Raw genomic sequence first — 23870 nt, 5'->3', positions numbered from 1 at the left:
TCCCCATGTCCTCGTCCCGACCTCCCCTGCGCAACCGCTGGCTGCCCCGTGAACCCTCGCGGGCCGCGCGCGCACGGGTCTTCCTCATTCCCTATTCGGGTTGCGGCGCGAGCATGTACCGGCAGTGGCCCGCGGAGCGGGACGGCGTGGAGTTCCTGCCGGTCGAGCTTCCGGGGCACGAGTCACGGTTCGCCGAGCCCAACTTCACCTCCTACGCGGAGCTCGGCGAGCAGATGATCGAAGGGCTCGCCCCCTACCTCGACGTGCCGTTCGGCTTCTTCGGCCACTGCGGGTCGGCGCTCGCGGCGTACGAGACCTCGGTGCAGCTGGTCACCAGGAACGTGGCGACTCCGTCCGCGCTGTTCGTCTCGTCCGAGGTCGCCCCCCAGGACGGCCCCGCCGGCAGGTTCCTCGAGATGGACGACCACGAGCTGGGCGCCGAGCTGGAGAAGCTGATCCGCGAACTGGGCGGCACGCCGTCCGCCGAACTGATCGAGCTGTACCTCGAGGTACTGCGCGCCGACGTGGAGACCAACAAGCGGTACGTCGTGCCCGAGCCCATCCGGCTGCCGTGTCCGATCATCGCCGTGGGCTGGACCGGGGACGAGGAGATCCCCTACTCCACCATGGGTGGCTGGCCGACGTGCGGGGACACGAAGTCGGTGCTGCTCGAGGGCGGTCACCACCGGTTCATCGAGGCGCCGGCCGACCTGCTCGACCTGATGGGTGCCGCCCTCGGGGCCACCTCATGAGCGGCGCCGGGGGCACGCCGACGGAGCGGGAACGGCGATTGCTCAAGCGGTTCGCCGCACCCGCGCCGACCGGGTCGACCACGCTGCTCTGCTTCCACTACGCCGGGGGGAGCGCGGGGCTCTTCCGCCACTGGCCCGCGCTGCTTCCGTCGGTGGACGTCATCGGCGTGCAGCTTCCGGGGCGGGCGGACCGGTTCCTGGAAGAACGCCATGTTCGGATGGAGCCGCTGGTGGAGGAGCTGATCACGGTCCTGGGGCCGTCGCTGGGCCGGCCGTTCGCCTGCTACGGATCGAGCATGGGCGCGCGGGTGGCGTGGGCGCTGGCGCATGCCCTGCGCGAGCGTGGACTGCCGGGACCCCGTGCGCTGTTCGTGGCCGCGAGCGGCGGGCCGGCCCTCGACGACGGGAGCTGGCTCTGGGAGGACCGCGACGACGGACTCGAAGGCTATGTACGGGAGATGGGGGGCACCCCGCCGTCCGTGCTCGCCGAGGCCGGTCTGCTGGCCGCTCTGCTGCCCGTACTGGAGGCGGACCTGACGGTGCTGAGCACCCACGACTTCCACCCGGACGTTCCGCTCGACATACCGATCCACGCCTTCGCCGCGGAGCAGGACGACGAGGCGGGGCCGGATCGCATGCGGGCCTGGCGGGACGAGACGACGGCGGCCTTCTCGATGGACGTGCTGCCGTGCGGGCATTTCTTCGACTCCGCGTCCGAGGCAAGGGTGATCGACTCCGTCGGCCGCATGCTCGGTGAGCTGCAGGTGCAGGTGCCCACGAACGAAGGAGTGGCGAAGTGAGCGACCTGGAAGCGCGCATCGCCGCACTGCCGCCGGAGCAGCGGGCCGTGCTCGAGGCCCGTCTGGCCGACCGCGCCGCCGCGCGCGGGCAGAGCACGGTAGGCCGGATCCTGCCGCGCGACCGCTCCGCCGCGACGCCGCTGAGTGTCGCCCAGCACCGGGAGTGGGCGGTCGGGCAGATCCGCTCGGTCAACAACATCACCGGCGCTCTGCGGCTGGAAGGCGGCCTCGACCTGACCCTGCTGAGCAGCGTCCTCACCGGGATCGTCGAGCGGCACGAGGTGCTGCGTACGACGATCGAGCTCGACGGACACGGGACACCGGTTCAGGTCGTCCAGGCGGTGACGCCGGTGCCGACGCCGGTGGTGGACCTGACGCACGTGGCGCCGTCACGGCAGACGGACGAGGTCACACGGCTCGCCCGCCGCGACATGACGCGCCCGTTCGACCCCGCTGATCCGCAACGCCTGCGGGTGACGCTGCTGAGGCTGGAGGCGGAGGTGCATGTGGCGCTGTTCGCAGCCGACCACGCCGCCTCGGACGCCTGGTCGCTGGCGATCATCGTCGAGGAGCTGGCCGCGACGTTCCGCAGCCGCCTCGGCGACGCCCCTGCGGACCTCCCGCCGCTCGACATCCAGTTCGGGGACTTCGCCGCGTGGCAGCGCGCGGAGCGCACCGAGGAGAAGGAAGAGCTCGAAGTCCGGTACTGGCGAGAGCAGTTGGCGGGCATGCCGGTCGAGTCGGCACTGCCGGCCGACCGCCCCGGTCCGGCGCGCCCGACGTATGCCGGCGGCGTGTACGACACGCGCCTTCCCGAGGAGCTGGCGGCGGGCGTCCAGCGGTTCGGGGAGAAGGAGGGCGCCTCGCTTTTCGGCGTGCTGCTGGCCGCCTGCTCCGTGCTGCTCAACCGGTACTCGGGCGAGGACGACGTGGTCGTCGGGTCGCTCGTGTCGGGACGCACCCGCGGGGAGACCCAGCGGCTCATCGGCAGCTTCGCCAACCCGCTGCCGCTGCGGGTGCGGATCCACGATGGACTGACGCTCCGTCAGGTCGTCCGGGAGGCCCACGCGACGCTGGCCGGCGCGCTCGACCACCAGGACCTCCCGTACGAGCGGGTCGCCGAGGGCCTCGACCTCGGCCGTGAGTCGACCCGCACCTCGTTCAGCCGGGTCTGGATCAACGTGCTCACCGTGCCCGACATGACGCTGGAACTGCCGGGGCTGCGCATCACGCCGGTGTCGATCGCCCCGGCCAAGACGTCGGTCGACCTCACCCTCAACGTCACGCCGGCCGCCGGGACGTTGCAGATCCAGTGGCACTTCATGTCCGAGCTCTTCGACACGGCCACGGTCGCGTTGCTGGCCGAGCAGTTCCAGCGGGTGCTCCGTCAGCTCGTCGACGATCCGGACACACCGGTCTGGGCCGTCGAACTCGAAGTCGGCGCCGCGGAGAGCAAGCCGGCGGTCCCGGCCGAGGTGAGCGGATTCGTCGAGCAGTTCCAGAACCGCGTGCGGCTCGCCCCCTACGCTCCGGCGGTGGTCTGGGACGGCGTCGCGACCAGCTACACGGAACTCAACCGCCGTGCGAACCGGCTGGCCCGCAGGCTGCGCGCCGCGGGAGTGCGCCGGGACGCGCGCGTCGGTGTCCTGGTGGACCGGTCCCCGGCCCTGGCCGTGGCGATCCTGGCGGTGCTCAAGGCACACGGGGCCTACGTGCCCATCGACCCGACGTACCCGCCGGAACGCATGGCGTTCCTGCTCGCCGACGCGGATGTACGCGTCCTGGTCACCGAGGAGCTGCTGGCGGACGTGCCGGGCTCCGGCGGGTGGACCACCGTGCTCATGGACGGGGCCGACGAGTCCGCGGCGGACGAGGGAGACCTCGACCCGCCGGATCCGGCAGCGGCGGCGTACGTCGTCTACACCTCCGGATCGACCGGTCGTCCGAAGGGCGCCGTGATCGAGCACCGCTCGCTCGCGGTGTTCGCGCGCGACGTGGTGGACCGACTCGGCCTGGGCACCGGCGACCGGTTCCTGCAGTTCGCCTCGCCGGGTTTCGACGTACTCGCCGAGGAGCTGTTCCCGACCTGGCTCGCCGGCGGCGCCGTGGTCATGCCGACGAAGCACCTGATCAGCGGTGAGGACGACCTGGCCGCGCTGGTCGAGCGGGAACATCTGACCGTGATGGAGCTGCCCACGGCCTACTGGCACGAGTGGGCGCGCGAGATCGACCGGCTGGGCCTGGAACTCCCCAGGCACCTCCGCCTGGTGATCATCGGCGGTGAGCGGGTCCTGCCCGAGCGCCTCGCCATGTGGCGGCGTACCGGCGTCCCCCTCGCCCACGTGTACGGGCTCACCGAGACGACGGTCAGTTCCACCTTCTTCCGGCTGGACCCGGACGATCCGGAGACGGAGTGGCCGAACCTGCCGATCGGCACCCCGCTCCCCTCGGCCGACCTGCGCATCCTCGACCGCCGGATGCAGCCGGTCCCGGCCGGGGGCGTGGGCGAGCTCTACATCGGTGGTGTCAGCCTGGCCCGCGGCTATCTGGGGCGCCCGGGCCTCACCGCACAGCGCTTCGTCGCGGACCCGACCCGGCCGGGCGAGCGGGTCTACCGCACGGGCGACCTGGTGCGCCGCCGCACCGACGGCAACCTCGAGTTCCACTCCCGGGTGGACACACAGGTCAAGATTCGCGGTTTCCGCGTCGAGCCCACCGAGGTCGAATCGGCGCTTCTCGACCATCCCGGCGTCGCCGAGGCCGTGGTGACGGTCCATGAGCCCGCTCCGGGAGACCGGCGGCTCGTGGCGCATGTGGTGCCGACGGCGGGGATGACCGGTGTGGCCGCCCTGCTGCGGGACTTCCTCCTCGACCGGCTGCCCTCCTACCTCGTTCCCTCGGCGTTCGTCGAGATAGCGGAGCTGCCGCTCAACGCGAACGGCAAGATCGACCGCGCGCGCCTGCCCGCTCCGGGCGGTGCGGACGCGACCGCCCGAGCAGGCTTCCGCGCGCCGGAGTCGGCGACGGAAAAGGCGTTGGCGGGGATCGTCGCCGGTGTGGTGGGCGTCGCGGAGATCGGCGTCGACGACAACTTCTTCGAGGTCGGCGGCGACTCGATCCTCGCGATCCAGGTGGTCGCCCAGGCGCAGCAGGCGGGCCTGCGGCTGACGCCGTACGACCTCTTCGCGAACCCCTCGGTCGGCCGGCTCGCCGTGGTGGTCGAGGCCGGCCGCACCGTCGATGCCGAGCAGGCGGACGTCACGGGTCCGGCGCCCCTCGCGCCCACCCAGCACGCTTTGTGCACGGCCGGGTTGACGGCACCCGCGCAGTGGAACCTGTCGGTGCTGCTGGACCTGGCCGTCGCGGTCGATCCCGAGGTGCTGCGCGCGGCCGTCGAGGCGGTGCTCGGGCACCATGACGGGCTGCGCCAGCGGCTGCTGCTCGCGGGGGCCCGGACCCGGTCGCGCATCGCCCCGCGCGGGGACGAGACGCCGTTCGCGTGCTACGACTTCGCGTCCGGCCAGGACCCGGATCAGCGGACCGAGGAGGTCTGTGCCGAACTGCAGCGCAGCCTCGATCCGGCGGTCGGGCCGATGATCAGGGTCGCGTTGCTGCGACCCGGCCGGGGGCGGGCGGACCGGCTGGCCGTGGTGGCCCACCGGCTGGTGGCAGACGAGGCGTCCATGAGGATCCTCCTCGCGGACCTGGAGACCGCGGTGGTGCAGCTGTCCGCCGGCGAGCCGCTGCGGTTCCTGCCGAAGACCACGTCGTGGCAGTCCTGGACGCGCCGGCTCGCCTCCTACGCGTCATCGGAGTCCGTACAGGGCCAACGCCCGTACTGGTCCGAGGTGGTGACCGGAGGTCCCGGCGGGGTGCTGCGCGGGCGGCTGCCCGACGACCACCCGGAGGAGCAGGGCCCCGACACCGAAGCCGGTTCCCGGACCGTCACCGCGCGTCTCGATCCGGCCGCGACCTCGGCGTTGCTCGGGGCGCCCGAGCGGCTGGCCTGCACGGTCGAGGAACTGCTGCTGGCGGCGCTGGCCCGGACCCTCGAGGAAATGACCGGTGCCGAGCGGCACCTCGTCGATCTCGTCCGCCACGACAGGGCGCAGCTGTTCGACGACGTCGATGTGACGCGTACCGTCGGCTGGTTCGGTCCCACCCACCCGCTGCTCCTGCGGGCCGCCGGGGAGGAGACGCTCCGCACCGTCAAGGAGACCCTGCGGGCCGTGCCCGCGGGCGGCACCGGCTGGCAGCTGCTCCGGCAGGGGCGCGAGCCGCTGGACGCGGCGCCGGTCGATCTCTCGTTCGCCTATACGGGCAAGGCCATGGAGCCCGCGTCCGGGACCTTCTCCGTCGCGGCGGACACCGTCGGCGGGGACCGCAGCCCCGTGGACCTCCGGCCCTATCCCCTCGAGGTCCGCGCCGGTGTCCGCGCCGGTGAACTCGTCGTCGCCTGGCAGTACGGCGAGCGGCGGCACGACGCCGGGACCGTGGAACGTCTCTCCACGAGCCACCTCTCCCACCTCCGCACGCTGATCGGCGCGGCGGCCCCGGAGGGCGCGTCGGCGAGCTTCCCGCTCGCGCGCGTCGACCGGGCCCAGCTCGACGGCCTGCTCGGCAGGCTCGCCGAGAGGCAGGCTGAATGAGCCCGGAGGACGTGGAGGACGTCTACGAGCTGTCGCCGCTGCAGCAGGGCATGCTGCTGCACAGCCTCTACGGCGGAGACTCCGACACGTACCTGGCGCAGCACAGTTTCGCCGTCGACGGGCGGCTCGACGCAGGCGCGCTGGAGACCGCCTGGCAGCAGACCGTCCGCGCACACCCTGCCCTGCGCACCTCCTTCCACTGGGAGGGCATGGACACGCCCCTGCAGGTCGTGCACCGCCATGTGACCGTCGACCTGCGCCGTCACGACTGGTCCGGTGTGGAGCAGGCCGTCCAGGACGAGAAGGCGGAGCAGCTGCTCGCGGCCGAGCGGGCGGCAGGGTTCGACCCGGCACAGGCCCCCCTGCTCCGCCTCGACCTCGTGCGCCTGGGCGCCGAGCGGCACCTCGTGGTGTGGACCCACCACATGCTGCCGATCGACGGCTGGTCCGTGCCGCTGGTCATCGGGGAGGTCGTCGCCCGCTACCTCAGCCTCACCGCGGGGACACCGCCTCCGGCACCCGCTCCGCCCTATCGCGACTACATCGCCTGGCTCCAGCAGCAGGACCTGGACGCCGCACAGGAGTACTGGGCCGAAACCCTCGGGAACGGCGCCGGGTTCGACAGACTGGCGCCTCTGCGGCCGGTCGCGCCGGACGCTCCGCCCTCGGTCATCGACGAGCACAACCTCGCGCTGGGCGACGAGTTGAGCGCCGCGGTGCGGCAGACCGCCGCCCGGCACGGTGTCACGCCGGGCACGCTGATGCTGGCCGCATGGGCCCTCGTGACGGAGTGCTTCAGCGGAGGCTCGGTCGTACGGTTCGGGGTTGCCTGCTCGGGCCGGCCCGCGCTGCTGCCGCAGGTGGAGCGGATGGTCGGCAGCTTCGTGAACAGCCTTCCGCTGCAGCTCACGGTTCCCGTGGACCGCGGCGTGGGGGAGTGGCTGCGCGAGGTCCAGGCGGCGCATGCGGCGGCGCGCCGCTTCGAGTTCACTCCGCTCGCCCAGATCAAGTCCTGGACGGGGGTCACGGCGACCGAGCGGCTGTTCGACACTCTGCTCGTTCTGGAGAACTACCCCGTCGACTTCGGCGAGAGCACCGACGCGCAGCCGCTGACGCTGCGGGGACTGACGGATTTCGAGAAGACCAGTGAACCCCTGACCGTCTTCGTCACCGCGGCGTCCACGCTGCGTGCGCTCTATCACCGGGACCGGATCGGCTCCCGGGAGGTGGAGGAGATCCTCGCGGCCTTCCGGACGGCCCTGACGGGGCTGACGCGTGAGGCGAGGATCGGCGGTGTCGCCTCGGGTCTCGCGCGGTCGGGGCGGCCGGAGCCGGCGGCGTCCGGGAGTTTCGCGCGGTACGGCGACCGAGGGGCGAGCCTGCCCGCGCTGGTGCGGCGGTGGGTGGAACGGACGCCGTCCGCGCCCGCGGTGGTGGCGGAGGAGGGCGTGCTCACCTTCGCCGAGCTGTGGGACCGGTCGTGCGCGCTGGCAGCGGCGCTGACCGACGCGGGAGCAAGCCGCGGATCGACGGTCGGGGTCTGTCTCGAACGCTCCGCCGACCTCGTGGTCGCCGTCCTGGGAACACAGCTCGCGGGTGCGGCGTACCTGCCGCTGGAGCCGTCGCTTCCCGAGGCGCGACTGTCGTTCATGGTCACCGACGCCGGGGCCGACGTGGTGATCGCACAGCCCGCCCTGGCGCCCCTGGCACGCCGTCTCGGCGCGGTCTCGGTCGTCAGCCCCCTGTCTCCGGTGCAGGTGCCCGGTACGGGCCGGACCCCGATGCCGATGCCGATGCCGATGCAGGGCTCCGACCTCGCGTACGTCATCTACACGTCCGGATCCACCGGACGCCCGAAGGGCGTCGCGATCACGCACGAGGCGATCCTCAACCGTCTGCTGTGGGCGCAGGACACCTTCGGCCTGACGCCGGACGACCGCGTGCTGCAGAAGACCCCGTTCGGCTTCGACGTCTCCGTGTGGGAGCTGTTCTGGCCCCTGATCACGGGTGCGGTGATGGTGGTGGCCCGCCCGGGCGGGCACCAGGACGCCGCCTATCTGGCCGGGATCCTGGCGGAAGAGAAGGTGACGACCGCTCACTTCGTGCCGTCGATGCTGGAACTGTTCGTGGACGACCCGGGCGCCGTCGAGCTGCCGGCCCTGCGGCGGGTGCTGTGCAGCGGGGAGGCGTTGCCTCATGGCCTCGCCCGCAGGTTCGCGCAGCTCCTGCCGCAGGTGGAGCTGCACAACCTCTACGGGCCGACCGAGGCCGCGGTGGACGTCACATGGTGGGACTGCGCCGGGACGGCCCCCGCGGGGGTGGTCCCCATCGGCCGGCCGGTGGCGAACGTACGGGCCCATGTCCTGGACGGCCGGCTCGCGGAGGTGCCCCGGTCGGTGCCGGGAGAGCTGTACCTGGGGGGTGTCCAGCTCGCGACCGGGTACGTGGGGCGGCCGGGACTGACCGCGGCCACGTTCGTCGCGCATCCGCTGGCGGGCCCCGGCGGACGGCTGTACCGCACGGGCGACAAGGTGCGCAGGCTGGCGGACGGGTCACTGGAATTCCTCGGCCGCATCGACCACCAGGTGAAGATCAACGGGTACCGGATCGAACTCGGGGAGGTGGAGCACACTCTGACCGGCCACCCCGCGGTGCGCGAGAGCGCCGTCACGGTCCACGCGCGCGGTGAACACCGCGAGCTCGCGGCGTACGTGACGGCCGCCGACCGAGAGGTCGATCGCGAGGAGCTGCCGGCGCAGCTGAGGACGTACCTCGCCGACCGGCTGCCGCGCTACATGGTGCCGGCGACGGTCACCGTGCTCGACGCGATGCCGTTGAGCCCGAACGGGAAGCTCGACCGGAAGCAGCTGCCCGATCCGCGCAGAGAGGTGCGCGTGTCGGACGGCCGCCCGTGGAGGGGACCGGAGACCCCGGGCGAGAAGGCGGTCGCCGCCGCCTTCGAGGCCGTGCTCGGAGTGCAGTCGATCGAGCGCGACAGCGACTTCTTCCAGCTCGGCGGGACGTCCTTCGACGCGGTGCGCGCGATCCGGCGGATCGAGGGAGCCACCGTTCCGCTGATCACCACGCACCCGACCGTGCGTGGACTGGCGGCCGCGCTGGAGTCGCCCGCCTCCGCCGCGAGCATGCTCCTGAACCTGGCACCGCGGACCCAGCCCGCGACGCAGCTGGTGTGCGTGCCGTTCGGCGGCGGCAGCGCCATCGCCTACCGGACACTCGCCGGCCACCTGTCGCCCGACGTCTCGCTCCAGGCGGTGACGCTTCCGGGACACGAACCGGGCAGCGACCCGCAGTTGCGTTCCGTCGACGCCATCGCCGGTGAGTGCGCCGCCGCCGTGCTGGCGCTGCCGCCCGGCCCGGTCGCCGTCTACGGGCACTGCGTGGGCGTCGCGCTGGCGGTCGAGGTCGTCCGCCGGGTCGAGGCCGCGGGGCGCCCGGTCGAGCGACTGTTCCTGGGTGCCTCCTTCCCCTTCTACGAGCCGCGTCGCATCGGGCGTGCCATGCAGCGGGTGCTGGCGGCTCTGGTGCAGCGAGGGTGGCTCCGGGTGGGCGCACGGACGGTGGGGACGACCCGGGGGAGTGTGCCCGAGGCAGATGAGGCGGAGGTGCGCTATCTGCGGTCCATCGGCGGCTTCGGCAGCGAGGTCGACGACGAGACCATCGCGTTCGTGATGCGCGCCTTCCGCCACGATGTCACCGAAGGCGGCCGCTACTTCGCCGAGACGTGGACGCGCGGGACCGAGCCGTGGCTGAGCGAGCCGGCGGAGCCGCCCACGCCGCTCTCGACACCGATCACCTTCATCGCGGGCACCGCCGACCCGATGACCTCCGGATACGGTCGTGGAGTGCGGCTGTGGGACCGGTTCAGCAGCAAGGTGGACCTGGCCGTGATCCCCGAGGGGAGCCACTACTTCCTCCAGGACCAGGCCGAGGCGCTGGCCGGGGTGATCGAGAAGTCCCTGGACGCTCACTGCGGCCGCTGCGGGGCGGTGACCGCGGCCGGTTGACCCCGGCCGCCGGCCGCCGGCCGCCCGGCCGCGGCCGGGGTCAGTGGGCCCGTGCGGTGCGCCAGGTGACCTCGCACGGGAGCGTGGCGAAACCGCGCTGGTGCGGGGTGTGGACGCGGCGGGCGCGGTCGGGGTCGACCTCGTACGCGGACACGAGAGCGCCGATCTCCTCCAGTGCGATACGCATCTCGAGCTTGGCGAGGACCGAGCCGAGGCAGTGATGCGGTCCGTGCCCGAAGCTGATCATCCTGCCGGTGTCGCGGTCCAGGTCGAAGCGTTCGGGGTCGGGGAAGACCCGCGGGTCGCGGTTGGCGCACGCGGGCAGGATGGCGATCCGGGCCCCCGCGGGCAGCCGGACGTCGTGCAGCACGGTGTCCTCGGTGAGGCGACGGGCGACCATCTGGCTGGCCGAGTCGTAGCGCAGCGTCTCGCTCGCCCAGTCGTCGGCCCGCCCGTTCAGCCCGGCCTGCTGGATCCCACGATCGAGATGCCCGTGGTACCAGGCGTTGCCGATGGTCTTGCCGGTGGACTCGTTGCCCGCGCCGACCATGACGAAGAGGAATCCGACGATCTCCGAATCGGTCAGCCGCCGGCCGTCGACCTCTGCCTCGATCAGGGTCGAGGTCAGGTCCTGGCCGGGGTTCTTACGGAGGTCGGTGACGAGGGCGACGAAGTACTGGGCCATGCGCAGCGCTGCCGCGGTCGCCGTCGGGCCGCGCTCGTCGGACATGTCCTCGCGTACGTTGAGCGCATCGGTGTCCGCGCGGATCAGGTCCCAGTCCCACTCGGGTATGCCGAGCATCTCGCACAGGACGTCGTTGGGCAGGGCGGCGGCGTAGTCGGTGGCGAAGTCGAAGCGCTGCTGACCGCGCAGGGCCTCGAGCCGGTCGCGGGTGACCTCGCGGACCCGCGCCTCCATCGCGGCCACGTGGCGCGGCGTGAAGGCGCTGGAGACCAACGCACGGTAGGTGCCGTGGTCGGGTGGGTCCATGGCGAGGAAGAAGCTGGTCTTGGGCGCATGCGGACCCCACAGTTCCGGCTCCAGCGAGATGCCGAACCGGTTGGAGAACAGCCGGGGTCTGCGCAGCGCGTCGACGACGTCGGCGTGGCGGGACAGGGCCCAGAAGTCCCGTTCCTCGTTGCGGTACACGGGAGCGTGCTCCCGCATCCAGGCGTAGAACGGATAGGGGTCCTCGTGGATCCGGAAGTCGAAGGGGTCGTAGCCGTGGGGGAACAGATCGGCGAGGGCGTCTGCTCCGCCGGCGGCGACCGGGTCGTGGGCCATGCCGGGATCCTCCTGGTCGGTGGTGGTCATGGGCGGGCGGCCGGTTCACGGCCCGAGGAGGAGCCTGCGGCGTCGGCCCGCTGCTTCGGTGCCGCGTCCGCCGCTGCCGGGGCGGTCAGCGGCACGTCGTCGCGCAGGGCGCGCAGGTCGCGTGAGAAGTAGGCGAGCCGCGCGACGATCAGGACGGCCACCCCGAGCAGCAGGATGAGGAAGGCCGAGCCGCGTCCGGCGCCGACGCCGATCACCCGGCCGACCGTGTCGGCCAGGGCGCCGTCCGGTCGCAGCAGCGGTTCGAAGATCCGCTCGGAGACGGGCCCGGCGAGCATGTAGCCGGTGAACAGCACCGTGTTGGTGATCATGTTGAAGGCGGCGAAGGCGCGGCCCTGCATGCCGGGCTCCACCTCGGTCTGCAGCACACTCCGGCTGGTGCCGTCGATGATCATCGAGCAGAACTGGAAGCCGAAGGCGGCGACGGCGACCAGGGCGATGCTCGGACGCAGGGCGCCCAGGCAGAGGAAGAACCCGAGCGGCACGGCCAGCCCGGCGATGCCGTGGATCCGCTTCGGCGGCCCTCCCCACGCGGCCATGGTGGCGCCGCCGAGGAACATGCCGACGCCGCCGGCCGTCAGCACCGCACCGAGCGCCGTCACCGAGGCCATGCCGATCACCAGCGGCGTGAAGAGGACGTCGACGAACCCGACCGCCAGATTGAGCGCGGCGTAGAAGCAGAGTAGCGGGACCAGACCGCGCCTGGTGGCGAGGTGGTGCCAGCCCTCGCGGATCTCCCCGAAGATTCCGGCCGGTCCGTCCTCCGACGGGGTGGGTCTGGGTATGCGGAGCCGGAGGAGGATGGCGATGTTGAGCAGGAACGTCGCGCAGTCGATGGCGAGGATGCCGGGGAGACCGATCGCGACGATGAGCAGCCCGCCGAGCGCCGGAGCCACGGTCTGGCTCACCGCGGTCGCGGTCATCACCATGCCGTTGGCGCGGCCCAGTTGGCTGCGCGGGGCGAGCTGCGTCACGCTCGCGTTCAGCGCCGGTACGAGGAACGCCCCCAGGGCCGAGCGGACGGTGATGGTGACGAAGATGTGCCAGGGCTCAAGAACGTCCAGGCCGGCGAGCACGGCCAGGGAGAGGCTCGTGCACACCCCGACCGTGTCGCCGGCGAGCATCACCGTGCGCCGGTCCCAGCGGTCGACCAGCGCTCCGGCGAAGGGGGACAGCGCGATCGCGGGCAGCAGTGACAGGATGAAACCGATGGCGAACTGGATCGTCGAGCCGGTTTCCAGATAGATCCAGACGGTGAGCGCGAACGAGGTCAGCGCCGTGCCCGTCATGCTGACGATGTAGCCCCCGCAGAGCACCGTGAACCTTCGCACCGGTCGACCGTCCGATCCCTGCCCTGTCGGCGTGGTAGAGGGCTTGTGTGGACACGTACTGACGCCCATGGTCGGGGAGTTCGCGGCGGGACTGCATCCCCCGAATTCTGGGACAGCGCGTCGCCGGCCGGGTCCGGCTCAAGCCCTCGACGGCCACCGCGGGCAAGCCGAGGACAGCCCGCGACTGACGGCCTCCGCCCTCTGCCGCACGAGCCCTCGGCCCGGTCACGGCCGGGGGCTCGCCGAGGACTGCCGGCCGCGTCAGCCCGCCGGGCCCTGGGGCGAGGTGGACCGCTGCGGGGAGCGGAGTACGAGCAGGGTGATCTCGCTGGGGGCGAAGACACGGAAGGGCGGGCCCCAGAAGCCGGTGCCGCGGCTGGTGTAGAGGAGGGTGCGGGTGCCGTGGTGGCTGAGGCCGGCGAGGGCCGGTTGGTCGAGGCGGACCAAGTGGTGGAAGGGCCAGATCTGGCCGCCGTGGGTGTGGCCGGAGAGCTGGAGGTCGATGCCGTGGGCCGCCGCGCGGTCGACGAACTTGGGCTGATGGGCGAGGAGGAGGACGGGGAGGTCGGGGTCGGCGCCGTGGAGGGCTCCGGCGAGGTGGGCGCGGTGACCCTCGAGCCCGGAGGACTCGGCGGTGACGTCGTCCACGCCGGCGACCACGAGGGTGTCGCCGCCGCGTTCGAGCAGCAGATGGCGGTTGCGCAGCGGCTCCCAGCCCAGCTCGTCCATCAGGTCGACCCAGCCCTGGGCCTCGCTGTAGTACTCGTGGTTGCCGGTGACGTAGACACGGGCCCGAGTCGCCCGCACGGTGCCCAGGGGGGTGGCCTGGGCGCGACGGCGCTCGGCGGTGCCGTCCGCGATGTCGCCGGTGTGGCAGACCAGGTCGGCCTCCAGGGTGTTCACCGTCTCGCAGACCCGTTCCGACCAGCGGGCCCGGTCGAGCGGACCGTAGTGCGTGTCGGTGATCAGGACGACTCGGGTGCCGTCCAGCCCGGCACCCAGACGCGGGAGTCGTACGTCGAGCCGGCGCACCCGCGGCACGCGTCGCGCCTCGGTGTAGCCCCAGGCGAGCAGCACGGCGGCCACGCCGAGGACGGCCCAGGTGACGATGCGCGCCCGGCCCTGTCCGTCACCGACGCCCGCCACGGTCAGGGTGAGCCGCAGCACGACGCCGAGCAGGACGGACCAGGTGAACAGGACCCAGATACCGCCCAGAAGCGTGTCACCGACGATCGCCGCCCGGTCCTGCCCGCGCCGACCGTGGCCGCGCACCATCGCGAGCGGCATACCGATCAGGCCGAGCGCGAACAGTCCGGTGCCGATCAGCGCGACGGGAAGCGGCCAGTGCTGACCGGTGTGCAGCAGAACCCAGCACGGCACGGTCCAGAGCAGGACGGGTGCGACCAGGGGGATGTAGCGCATCAGGCGCTGCAGTCGGCTCCGCTGCGCCCCTTGCGTGTCATTGGCGGCGGATCGGGTCTCGCTGGTCTCGGTCACGCTTCCCCTCCTGAGGTTCTGTCCGACGGCTGGTGCCCGCGGAGGAGCCGGGCCGTCGCCACGGCACATGTCATCGCACGATCTGTCCGTCCGCGGCCCCGGCAGGATCCGCCGCCCATGCCTCGATTCTCCATCGGCTGCGACGGCTTGGGGCGCCAGGTGCGGCAGAGCTTCCTGTGCCGACACCGCCCGACGTCCCGGCGTCGGGCGGTGTCGAGCCGCTTCCGTCACGGGTGGCGGCTCTGCCCGGTGTTCTCGGGGTGGCCCGGCCACCAGAAGCGCTTGCCGGTGAGGAGGACGAGGGCGGGGACGAGGACGGTGCGGACGAGGAGGGTGTCGAGGAGTACGCCGAGGCCGACGATCACACCGATCTGGGTGAGGGTGATGAGGGGGAGCACGCCCAGGACGGCGAAGACCGCGGCGAGCAGGATGCCCGCGCTGGTGATGACTCCACCGGTCGAGGCGAGGGCACGCAGGACCGCGCGTCGCGTGTCGTGGCCGGCGAGGGTGTCCTCGCGGGCCCGTGCGATCAGGAAGATGTTGTAGTCGACGCCGAGGGCGACGAGGAAGAGGAAGGACAGCAGGGGGACGTTGGTGTCGAGGGCGGGGAAGTCGTAGACGGTGCGGAAGAGCACCCAGGCGGCTCCGAGTGCGGCGAAGTAGGAGGCGATGACGGTCGCCACCAGCAGCACGGGCGCGACGAGGGCGCGGAGGAGCACGACGAGTACCAGGAAGACGACGGCCAGGACGAGGGGCACGACGAGGCGGGTGTCGTGGGCGTTGGCCCGGGCGGTGTCGTACGCCTCTGCCGTCGTGCCGCCGACGAGGGCGTCGGCGGACGGAACGCTCGCGACGGTGTCGCGCAGGCGCTCGATGGTCCGGTCGGAAGCCTCCGTCCCGGGCGCGGCTTCGAGGACGACGTCGGCTCGCGCCCACTCGGCGGTGGACGGTCCAGGGGTGACGCCGGCTACTCCCGGGACGGTACGGGCCGCCCGTACGACCTCGTCGCCGGCGGACGAGGCGGAGATCAGCGTGAGCGGGTCCGCGGCTCCGTCGGGCTGGACGGCCGCCAGGGTCCGCTGGCCGAGGACCGCCTCCGGGGTCTCGCGGAAGGAGTCCTCCTGTGCGAGCCCGGTGCGCAGGGTGAACGCGCCCGAGGCGAGCACGAGCAGGACCGCGGTGGCCGCGACGGCCACCTGGGCGGGGCGCTTGGCGACGGACTGCCCGATGCGGGACCACACGCCACCGCGGTCGGCGATGGCGGGCTCGCCGGCCTTCGGGACGAGCGGCCAGAACAGCCGGCGCCCGGGGAGGACGAGCGCGGCCGGCAGGACGACGAGCCCGAAGAGCATGGCCGTGGCGATGCCGACGGCGCCGGCGAAGCCGAGTCCGCGGTTGCCGGTGAGCTCGGCCGCGAGCAGGGTCAGCAGGCTGAGGACGACGGTGGTGCCGCTGGCCAGAACGGCCGGCGCGGTGCCCCGCCAGGCGCGGGCCATGGCGGTGAAGCGGTCTTCGGTGAGGTGGAGTTCGTCGCGGTACCGGGAGACGAGGAGCAGGGCGTAGTCGGTGCCCGCGCCGAAGACGAGGACGGAGAGGATGCCGGCCGCCGAGGCGTCGACCTCCACGCCCGCGTGGGGGGCGAGGACGCCGACCAGGATGCCGGCCACGCGATCGCCCGCACCCACCACCAGGAGCGGGACGAGCCACAGGATGGGGCTTCGGTAGGTGATCAGGAGCAGGACCGCGACGACCGACGCCGTGGCGACGAGCAGGTTGGTGTCGGCGCCTTCGAAGACGGCACCGACGTCGGCGCGGAACGCCGGGCCGCCGGTCACCTGCGCCTGCAGGGGCGCGGGAAGGTCCTTCGACGCGGTCTGCCGGATCAGGTCGATCTTCTCGGAGTTCTCGCCGTCGCCGGCCTCGGTGGGCAGCAGGACGGCCACGCTGGTGACCGTCCTGTCGACGGATGCCGGGCGGGCGGCCCCGGGAGCGATGCCGAGGGCGCCGAGCGGCCCGGACCGCTGGGAGATCACCGCCTGCTGGGACGGGGTCAGGGGGCTTTTGTCGGTGTTGCTGAAGACCACGATCGCCGGAGCCACGGCACCGGTCGGGAAGCTCTCCACGATCTCGGCGACCCTGGCCGACTGCGAGGCGGCGGGCAGGGAAGTGCCGGTCGCCTCGGTGGTGGTGGCATCGGACGGGCCCAGCGAGAAGGCGGCGCCCAGGCCGATGAGCGTGAGGAGGAGGACGAGCCATGCCGTGGCACGGGGTCGCCGGGGGCCGCTGCGGGGAGCAGGGGGAGTGGTCGGCCGATTGCGGTCGGCCAGGCGTTGGGACACGGTACGCACCCTCGATACTCGTTAAGTAACTTAGCGATTTTTACCGTGTCAGAATTCTTGTCATGGCGCAACATCCCTCTCCACGAGCACCGGTCGGCGACGCGCTCTCGGAAGCGCTGCGCGACGTCCTGACTCTCACGCAGCTGGCGCGCGGCGAGTTGGCCGAGAGACTCGGCATGCCGCTCACCAACGTGGAGGCGGTCGAGCACGTCGTCATGGCCCGAGCCGCCGACGACCCCATCGGTCCCGTGGAACTGTCCCGCCGGCTGGGCGTCACGAGCGCCGCAAGCACCCAGTCCGTCAACCGGCTGGTGTCGGAGGGGCATCTCGTCCGTCACCCGCATCCGCACGACCGGCGCCGGCAGATCCTCGACGTGACGGACACCGGCCTGCGGCACGTGATGGGGGAGCTGGCCCCCCTCCTGGGCCTGCTCCATGAGGCGGGGGCGGGGCTCAGTGACGACGAGCGGGAGGGAGCGAAGCGTTACCTGCGGAATGTCGCGGCGGCGTACCGCGTGTACCTCGCCGGCGATGCGGAAGACTGAGGCCGTCAGCACGTCGTCCGGGCGCGCCCGGCACCGTCGGGCGGTCGCGGTCCGAGCGCTGCGCTGCCGGTACACGTAGGTCACCTCGCACACTCCCCGGTCGACGCGTCTCCGGTCCTCACGGTGCAACCGGTTACGGTGCCGGAGCGAGTCGCATCGTTTGTGCAGCGCCTTCACAAGCGTGCGGGCCGGGCTCTGAGGCAGCCCGGCCCGCACTTCACTCGATCCGGGCTCCCAAGCGGCCCGGTCGTGCGCACGTCACTCGGCCCGGACCCTGAGGCGGTCCGGCCCGTACGGCATCCGGCTCGGTCAGCCGAACAGGCCGCCCAGGAGGGCGTTCAGCCCGGCCGGACCGCTCGCGGAGTCCGCGGCCTGGTCGGCGGTGTCGCTCGTGACCAGGGAGGACGAAGTGCCCTCCGGCCCGGCGGAGTTCGTCGCCGTGGCGTGGAAGGCTTCGCCCGCCGCCGTGGTGCCGCTGACGACCGAGGAGACGCTCGCGCCGGCCGGTCCGGCCTGCGAGTTGAGCTGGTCGTAGGTGTCGGCGTTGGCGACTCCGACCGACAGCATGACGGCCGGTGCGATGGCGGCGGCAACGACCGCGCCGCGCAGAACCTTGCGCATGAAGGTGTGACCTTTCTCGAGGGGTGTACCCGGCTGGGCACGAGTCGAGTATGTGCCCGGATCCGCTTATGTCTGGGAATCGTCCGCACCCGATCTCGCGTATTTCCTGCATTCCCGCAGGTCGGCCACGGAAATGCGATGTCCGGGATTCACGCGGATGGCTGCACAGGGGTGTCGCGGCGCCGTCTCCACACATTGTGAAGGCCCTGCGCGGAAATGGAATCAGTCGAATGTGTGGAAGAGGGGAATTCTGCATCCTACGCAGAATCGATTCTTCACTGGATTCAAATAGACGGTAATTCAGTCGAATGTGATTCGGTGGCTATTTCTGCATTGTGATTCGCGAGATGCGGGGGTGGGGTGAGGGGGTCCCGGGTGGGATAGTCGGACAAGCTGCTGAATCGTCGAACGCGTTCCCGAAGGCTGCCGAGGGCTCCTGCGGGCGGTTCGCGGCGCCCCCTTGTGGCGGGCACACGTGGGCCGGTGTCCCCGCGGTCGTCTCTGATCGTGGGCGGCCGCAGCCGTCCCCGTTCATCCCCCGGGGGTCCGCCCGGATCGGGGCTCGTCGGCGTCCGGCCCCGCGCGGTGAAAAGTGTGCCGGACGGTGCGGAATTGCGGCGCCGGAGGTGTGGGTTCGGTCGGCTGGATTCGGTCTCCTCACATGTGATCCTGACGTGTGTGACATGTGAAGGCGCCCCGAACTCGAGTCGCCGATTTCTTTCCGCTGTGACCGATGGCTAGCGTGTTCGCCGTGAGTCCTGTGCATCGTGAATATGGATTGATCTGTCGGCCCGGGGTTGCTCATAGGCCGCTGAGTGAGATCAGTACGCTCCGTGAATCCTTGCGCTATCGAGGTTTCAAGATCGCCTTCGATTTCGGATTCGTCGCGGTGGAAGCGGTCGCCGCCGACCTGCCGCTCGACGAAGTCATGTACCTCGCTCTGCGCGTCGACCCCTGCGACTGCGGGCGCCTCACGTTCGAGGGGGAGGGTCTCGACCGCGCGCACCTGGCATGGGTCGCCGCCCGCGCCTTCCCCGCCGCCCAGGGCCTCCTGCTGGCCGCGCTCGACTACGCCCGGCGTACCCGAGGGCGCGCCGGCCTCGACGCCCTGGTCCGCGAACTGTGCGCCCAGGACCCTGCCCCCTTCGAGTCGTTCCCCGTCGGGGCCCTGCTGGAGCGGGTGGAGACGGCGAGCCGGACGGTCGGGTACGGCGGCGCTCCCGGACGGATCTACGACGCCGTCACCTGGCCCCGGCGGGCCCGCACCTGGCTGCCCGACCTCAGCCCGTTCGCACGGTGACGGTGCCGGGAATGACCGACGGAACCGACCGGCGGAGCGCACTGACAGCGCTGCGGTACCTGGAGCTGACGCTCGACGGCGACAGGCGTGCGCGCAGGCAACTGGAGCGCAGGCCGCGCGACTTGGCCTTCGGGCTCGCACACGTCGGACTCATGGCCGTCGACGTCGTGGCCCTGCCCGCGCTCGCGGAGCGTCCGAACCCCCGACGGGAGGAGTGGCTGCTGCGCGTCCGGGAGATCTTCCGGACGCGTTGCCGCGTCGCCGCGAGGGTGGCACCCGTACTGCAGACCCGCATGCTGTCCCGCCTGGTCCTGCGCGTCATCCTGCCGCCCGGTGCGGGGAGGCGGGAAGGCGCGCAGGTCATCCGGAGCCTGGCCGACCTCTGAGGGCAGTCGCCCCTCCGTCCAGCGACCCATCCCCGTCCGTACGCCCCGGCCGCCGCGGCTTCACGCCGCGGCCCCCGGCCGGCCGGCAGCGCCCCGACGTCTTCCGTCACCAGACCGCGTCGCGGAGAGAAACATCATGGTGCCCCCGAAACCGACGCAGTTCGCGTGCCCGCACTGCGTCGAGAACCGCATGTCGTCCCTCGTCGAGGAGTCCCGCAGCCCATGCTTCGACCACGTCTACTCCACCTGGCGTCGTTCCGTCCTCGGCTGGGCGGAGCGCCTCGCGGGCGCAGGCGCAGGCGTCGACACGGAGGCCGTGAGCCAGGAGGTCTTCCTCGACGTGTGGCGGCAGTCCGCGATGCGCTGCCCGCGACGAGGACATGCGGGGGAGTGGCTCTACGCCCTCACCACCACGAAGACCGCCGAAGCCCTCGGCGCGGCTGACGGACACGCGGCCGCCGCCGCATACCTGCACCTCGAGGAACGGTGCGGGGACGCGGCGGAGCAGGTCGTCGACTGCCTCTGGCTCTCCGCGGCCATGCAGCGTCTTCCCCGGGAGCAGCAGGCCGTGCTGTACCTCGCGTACTACCAGGACCTGAGGCAGGAGCACATCGCCGACCGTCTCGGCCTCCCGCTGGGAACGGTCAAGAGCCACAGCAAGCGAGCCGTGCACGCCCTCAGGACGAGGGGCATGAGCCGGCGCCTCAGGTAGGGGAAGAGTTTCGATGCGGAAACGATGCGGGTTGAGCGGAGAGGCGGGTCAGCCGGAGCGTGACGGTGTGCGGGGCCGATGAGGTCCCGACGCCGACCGGAGGAGTGAGCGTCATGACCGCGCACCGGATCGCCGGTGACCTCGTCGACCCCTCGGAGCCGTACTCCGGCCACAGGCCGCTCGGTGACGACGACGACCGGATCGCCCGCGGCCTGGTCCGCGGCGACGAGTACTGCCTGGCTGCGGCCTACCGCCGCTGGGGCGGGCTGGTGCACGCCCTGGCGGCCCGGGCGCTGGGGGACCCCCGCGAGGCGGAGGACGTCACCCAGCAGGTGTTCGTCGCCGCGTGGCGCGGGCGGGCCAACTTCCGCCACGAGCGCGGCAGTCTGCCGGCGTGGCTCACCGGGATCACGCGCCGGAAGATCGCCGACGCGCTGACCGCCCGTACCCGCCGGACCGAGCTCACGGCGATGCTCGGCGCCGCCCTGCAGCACGAGGACCGGACGGACGAGCAGCCCGAGCGGATCCTCGACCGGATGGTCGTCACCGAGGAACTGGCCCGGCTGCCCGGCGTCCAGCGCGACGTACTGGAACTCGCCTACTTCGCCGACCTGACCCAGACCCAGATCGCCGACCGCACCGGCATGCCCCTCGGCACCGTCAAGAGCCACGCACGGCGCGGCCTCCAGCGGATGCGCCAGAGCCTCGGCTGAGGCGAGTGCCTCCCCCGAACCCGCGTCACTCCAAGCCACGTCCCGCGAACCCTCGTCACTCCTCCGCGACCTCGCCCGGCTCTCCGTACAGCCGTGAGACCACACCGATCGCCTCGCGCAGTCCGGTGGGACGCACCGTCCCGGGAGCGGGCGTCCGGCCGCGCCAGCCGGGGCCCGCGAGGAGGACGAGGGGCGTGGTGCGTGCTCCCCGTACCCCGAAGCCCGTCGCGGCGACATGCCGGGCCAGGGAGTGGTTCGCGGTGGACCGCGCCTGGGACCAGAGGGCGACGGCAGCCGGACCGGACCGTCGCACCGCCGCGTCGAGGGCCTCCGCCGGCACGGCCGCGCCGAACATCCTGGTCGGCAGCCCCCGTTCGGCGAGTCCCGCGGCGAGCGCCTCCAGAGACAGGCTGTGCTGCTCCCCGGGGACGCAGGCCAGCACGACCGGAGCGGCCGAGGACGGGATCGCCGGTTCGGTGACGGCGGCCCGCCGCAGCGCGGTGGAGATGTGCCAGGAGAGCAGGTGCTCCACCTCGACGTAGCGGTCGCCCGACGACTCCCACTTCCGGCCCACGGCGAGGAGCGTGGGCGTCATGATCTCCTCCCAGGCCGTGACCAGCCCGTGCTCCGCGAGCGCCTCCCGGAGCAGCCGTTCCATGGTCGGACCGTCGAGCCGCACGGCCGCACGGGCGAGCCCGCGGCACTCCTGCCGTACGTCGCCGCCCAGAGGCAGACCGCTGCCGGGCCCGGCGCGGCCGGTCCTGACCGGCGGCACGTCCTCCGGGGGCTCGGGATGCACCTGCCGGGCGGCCCGGGCCGCCTCCGCCGGCGGTACGCCCGACGCCGTCAGACGGCACATCTCCTCGAGCATGGCGACGTCCCCGGGGCTCCACCGCCGGTGCCGTCCGTCCGCGCGCACGGCAGGGCCGATGCCGTACCGCCGGTCCCAGGACCGGACCGTGGTGGGGGACACGCCCAGACGCCGTGCCACGGCGCCCGTCGTGATCCCGTGAGCCGTGTCGGATGGCATGTGATCCACCATACGACGCGGAATCGATGCGGAATCAGTGCGAAGGAGCGGTCGGTCCTGCATCCGCCTGCCCCGGCCTCGAAGAAGAAGACGCAGAGGAAGACGAGAAGCATCCGCGGGACGCGTGTACGCCACGCCCATCGGTGAAACGGATCAGCGCATGGACACTGCCACCCCGTCCGAGGGCCCCCGCTGCCTGGTCACCGGCGCGAGCGGTTACATCGGGGGCCGACTCGTGCCGGAGCTGCTCGACCGCGGCTACCGGGTGCGCTGTCTCGCCCGGCACCCGGACAAGCTCCGGGACTTCCCCTGGGCCGACCGTGCGGAGACCGTGCGCGGGGACGTCACCGACGCCGCCGGCCTCCGCGGGCCGCTGGCCGGCGTCGACGTGGCCTACTACCTCGTCCACTCCATGAGCTCGACGGCGGAGTTCGAGGAGGCCGACCGGCTCGCCGCCCGGAACTTCTCCACCGAGGCGCGGGCCGCCGGGGTGCGGCGCATCGTCTACCTGGGCGGCCTCGCGCCCCGCGGAGCGACGGACGGCGAACTCTCGCCCCACCTGCGTTCCCGGACCGAGGTGGGCCGGATCCTCCTCGACTCGGGCGTCCCCACCACCGTGCTGCGGGCGGCCGTCGTCATCGGCTCCGGATCGGCGTCCTTCGAGATGCTCCGGTACCTGACGGAACGGCTGCCCGTCATGGTCACCCCGAGCTGGGTGGACAGCCGCGTCCAGCCCATCGCGGTCCGCGACGTGCTGCGCTACCTGGTGGGGAGCGCCGGTATGCCGGCGGACGTCAGCCGGACCTTCGACATCGGCGGGCCCGACGTGCTCACATACCGGGAGATGATGCTCCGGTACGCGGAGGTCGCCGGTCTCCGCAAGCGCCTGATCGTCCCCGTGCCGGTCCTCACGCCCCGCTTGTCCAGCCAGTGGATCGGTCTGGTCACACCGGTCCCCGCCTCCCTGGCCCGGCCCCTCACCGAATCGCTGCGGCACGAGGTCGTGTGCACCGAGAAGGACATCACGCGGTACGTCCCGGACGGCCCCGGGGAGCCCGTCCCCTTCGAGGAGTCCCTCCGGCTGGCCCTCCGCCGGGTGCGCGAGGCGCGGGTCACCACGCGCTGGTCCTCCGCCTCGACGCCCGGGACCCCGAGCGATCCGCTGCCGACCGACCCGGACTGGGCGGGCGGCAGCCTCTACACCGACGAACGGTCGCGCACCGTCGACGCGAGCCCGGAGTCGCTGTGGCGGGTCATCGAGGGGGTGGGCGGGGAGAACGGCTGGTACTCCTTCCCGCTCGCCTGGGCCGTCCGCGGGTGGGCGGACCGGCTCGTCGGGGGAGTGGGGCTGCGCCGGGGACGCCGGGACTCGGCGCGGCTCCGGGTCGGCGACGCGCTGGACTTCTGGCGCGTCGAGGAGATCGACCGCGGACGCCTGCTGCGCCTGCGCGCCGAGATGCGGCTGCCCGGGCTCGCATGGCTGGAGATGGCCGTCGACCACGACGAGCGCGGCCGGACGTCGTACCGGCAGCGGGCGCTCTTCCATCCCCGGGGCCTCGCGGGACAGACGTACTGGTGGAGCGTGGCCCCGTTCCACGCGGTGATCTTCGGCGGCATGGCCAGGAACATCGCCCGGACCGCCGAGACGGAGCGCCGGCGGCGGGACGTGCCGTGAACGCCCGTCGCACGAGACCGGGACGGCTTCCCTCCGCGTGAACATGCGAAGCACTTCGGTGAATGCTCCAATGGACGCAGGCTCCGACGCACGACTCCAGCAACGACGCACAACTCCAGGAACTCGGACAGCTGAAGAACAAGGCTTCGGCTCCGCCGAAGG

Annotated in this window: 16 protein-coding genes; 10 read left to right on the top strand and 6 right to left on the bottom strand. The window is 72.2% G+C overall.

Annotated features, from left to right (window positions below):
• Window positions 1–5 precede the first annotated feature (5 nt).
• From ABZO31_RS03455 to ABZO31_RS03440, 4 genes are read left to right on the top strand one after another with little or no spacing between them, the layout of a single operon-like run.
• A complete protein-coding gene (locus ABZO31_RS03455; protein ID WP_406859424.1) occupies window positions 6–752 on the top strand; it encodes a thioesterase II family protein in 747 nt (248 codons plus the stop codon).
• Window positions 749–1552 carry a thioesterase II family protein gene (locus ABZO31_RS03450; protein WP_406859423.1) on the top strand — a complete coding sequence of 268 codons (804 nt, stop codon included), beginning with the start codon at window positions 749–751 and terminating at the stop codon, window positions 1550–1552. Before ABZO31_RS03455 ends, ABZO31_RS03450 begins: the two co-directional genes overlap by 4 nt.
• On the top strand, window positions 1549–6201 hold the full coding sequence (locus tag ABZO31_RS03445; protein ID WP_406859422.1) for an amino acid adenylation domain-containing protein: 4653 nt from the start codon (window positions 1549–1551) through the stop codon (window positions 6199–6201). Before ABZO31_RS03450 ends, ABZO31_RS03445 begins: the two co-directional genes overlap by 4 nt.
• On the top strand, window positions 6198–10226 hold the full coding sequence (locus ABZO31_RS03440; protein WP_406859421.1) for an amino acid adenylation domain-containing protein: 4029 nt from the start codon (window positions 6198–6200) through the stop codon (window positions 10224–10226). Before ABZO31_RS03445 ends, ABZO31_RS03440 begins: the two co-directional genes overlap by 4 nt.
• A gap of 40 nt (window positions 10227–10266) precedes the next feature.
• Here ABZO31_RS03440 and ABZO31_RS03435 read toward each other — a convergent pair whose 3' ends face one another.
• The 4 genes from ABZO31_RS03435 to ABZO31_RS03420 form a co-directional block, all read right to left on the bottom strand.
• Window positions 10267–11541, bottom strand: coding sequence for a cytochrome P450 (locus tag ABZO31_RS03435; RefSeq protein WP_406859420.1), 1275 nt, complete (start codon window positions 11539–11541; stop codon window positions 10267–10269).
• A complete protein-coding gene (locus ABZO31_RS03430; protein ID WP_406859419.1) occupies window positions 11538–12890 on the bottom strand; it encodes an MFS transporter in 1353 nt (450 codons plus the stop codon). The genes ABZO31_RS03435 and ABZO31_RS03430 overlap by 4 nt, the downstream gene beginning before the upstream one ends.
• A 261-nt stretch (window positions 12891–13151) precedes the next feature.
• On the bottom strand, window positions 13152–14387 hold the full coding sequence (locus ABZO31_RS03425) for a metallophosphoesterase (protein WP_406859418.1): 1236 nt from the start codon (window positions 14385–14387) through the stop codon (window positions 13152–13154).
• Window positions 14388–14614: 227 nt separating this feature from the next.
• Complete coding sequence (locus tag ABZO31_RS03420; RefSeq protein WP_406859417.1) at window positions 14615–16726, bottom strand: MMPL family transporter; 2112 nt, start codon at window positions 16724–16726, stop codon at window positions 14615–14617.
• 62 nt (window positions 16727–16788) lie between these two features.
• Here ABZO31_RS03420 and ABZO31_RS03415 point away from each other — a divergent pair, with 62 nt between their 5' ends.
• A complete protein-coding gene (locus ABZO31_RS03415) occupies window positions 16789–17271 on the top strand; it encodes a MarR family winged helix-turn-helix transcriptional regulator (protein ID WP_406859415.1) in 483 nt (160 codons plus the stop codon).
• 309 nt (window positions 17272–17580) lie between these two features.
• Here ABZO31_RS03415 and ABZO31_RS03410 read toward each other — a convergent pair whose 3' ends face one another.
• Window positions 17581–17892: a hypothetical protein gene (locus ABZO31_RS03410; protein ID WP_406859414.1), complete on the bottom strand. Its 312-nt coding sequence runs from the start codon at window positions 17890–17892 to the stop codon at window positions 17581–17583.
• Window positions 17893–18733: 841 nt separating this feature from the next.
• Here ABZO31_RS03410 and ABZO31_RS03405 point away from each other — a divergent pair.
• The 4 genes from ABZO31_RS03405 (at window position 18734) to ABZO31_RS03390 (ending at window position 21003) form a co-directional block, all read left to right on the top strand.
• Complete coding sequence (locus ABZO31_RS03405) at window positions 18734–19192, top strand: hypothetical protein (protein WP_406859413.1); 459 nt, start codon at window positions 18734–18736, stop codon at window positions 19190–19192.
• Window positions 19193–19203: 11 nt separating this feature from the next.
• On the top strand, window positions 19204–19578 hold the full coding sequence (locus ABZO31_RS03400; RefSeq protein WP_406859412.1) for a hypothetical protein: 375 nt from the start codon (window positions 19204–19206) through the stop codon (window positions 19576–19578).
• A 136-nt stretch (window positions 19579–19714) separates the two neighbouring features.
• Entirely contained in the window at window positions 19715–20290 is a 576-nt protein-coding gene (locus ABZO31_RS03395) for an RNA polymerase sigma factor (RefSeq protein WP_406859411.1), read from the top strand.
• A 113-nt stretch (window positions 20291–20403) separates the two neighbouring features.
• A complete protein-coding gene (locus ABZO31_RS03390; protein ID WP_406859410.1) occupies window positions 20404–21003 on the top strand; it encodes a sigma-70 family RNA polymerase sigma factor in 600 nt (199 codons plus the stop codon).
• A gap of 55 nt (window positions 21004–21058) precedes the next feature.
• Here the strand turns inward: ABZO31_RS03390 and ABZO31_RS03385 are convergent, their stop codons facing one another.
• Window positions 21059–22033 (bottom strand): MerR family transcriptional regulator, encoded by a 975-nt coding sequence (locus ABZO31_RS03385; RefSeq protein WP_406859409.1) that lies wholly within the window; start codon window positions 22031–22033, stop codon window positions 21059–21061.
• A 160-nt stretch (window positions 22034–22193) separates the two neighbouring features.
• Between ABZO31_RS03385 and ABZO31_RS03380 the strand changes: the two genes are divergently transcribed.
• Window positions 22194–23708 carry an SDR family oxidoreductase gene (locus ABZO31_RS03380; RefSeq protein WP_406859408.1) on the top strand — a complete coding sequence of 505 codons (1515 nt, stop codon included), beginning with the start codon at window positions 22194–22196 and terminating at the stop codon, window positions 23706–23708.
• Window positions 23709–23870: the final 162 nt, after the last annotated feature.

Source organism: Streptomyces solicamelliae (genome assembly GCF_045348655.1).
Taxonomy (GTDB): domain Bacteria; phylum Actinomycetota; class Actinomycetes; order Streptomycetales; family Streptomycetaceae; genus Streptomyces; species Streptomyces solicamelliae.
The sequence above is the reverse complement of the archived record's forward strand: the minus strand, read 5'-3'. Positions and strand labels throughout refer to the sequence as shown.

Coding starts and splice junctions, on each gene's coding strand:
- ABZO31_RS03450 (WP_406859423.1), top strand. CDS start 749: ATGAGCGGCGCCGGGGGCACGCCGACGGAGCGGGAACGGCGATTGCTC.
- ABZO31_RS03395 (WP_406859411.1), top strand. CDS start 19,715: ATGGTGCCCCCGAAACCGACGCAGTTCGCGTGCCCGCACTGCGTCGAG.
- ABZO31_RS03380 (WP_406859408.1), top strand. CDS start 22,194: ATGGACACTGCCACCCCGTCCGAGGGCCCCCGCTGCCTGGTCACCGGC.
- ABZO31_RS03415 (WP_406859415.1), top strand. CDS start 16,789: ATGGCGCAACATCCCTCTCCACGAGCACCGGTCGGCGACGCGCTCTCG.
- ABZO31_RS03390 (WP_406859410.1), top strand. CDS start 20,404: ATGACCGCGCACCGGATCGCCGGTGACCTCGTCGACCCCTCGGAGCCG.
- ABZO31_RS03440 (WP_406859421.1), top strand. CDS start 6,198: ATGAGCCCGGAGGACGTGGAGGACGTCTACGAGCTGTCGCCGCTGCAG.
- ABZO31_RS03455 (WP_406859424.1), top strand. CDS start 6: ATGTCCTCGTCCCGACCTCCCCTGCGCAACCGCTGGCTGCCCCGTGAA.
- ABZO31_RS03435 (WP_406859420.1), bottom strand. CDS start 11,541: ATGACCACCACCGACCAGGAGGATCCCGGCATGGCCCACGACCCGGTC.
- ABZO31_RS03385 (WP_406859409.1), bottom strand. CDS start 22,033: ATGCCATCCGACACGGCTCACGGGATCACGACGGGCGCCGTGGCACGG.
- ABZO31_RS03400 (WP_406859412.1), top strand. CDS start 19,204: ATGACCGACGGAACCGACCGGCGGAGCGCACTGACAGCGCTGCGGTAC.
- ABZO31_RS03410 (WP_406859414.1), bottom strand. CDS start 17,892: ATGCGCAAGGTTCTGCGCGGCGCGGTCGTTGCCGCCGCCATCGCACCG.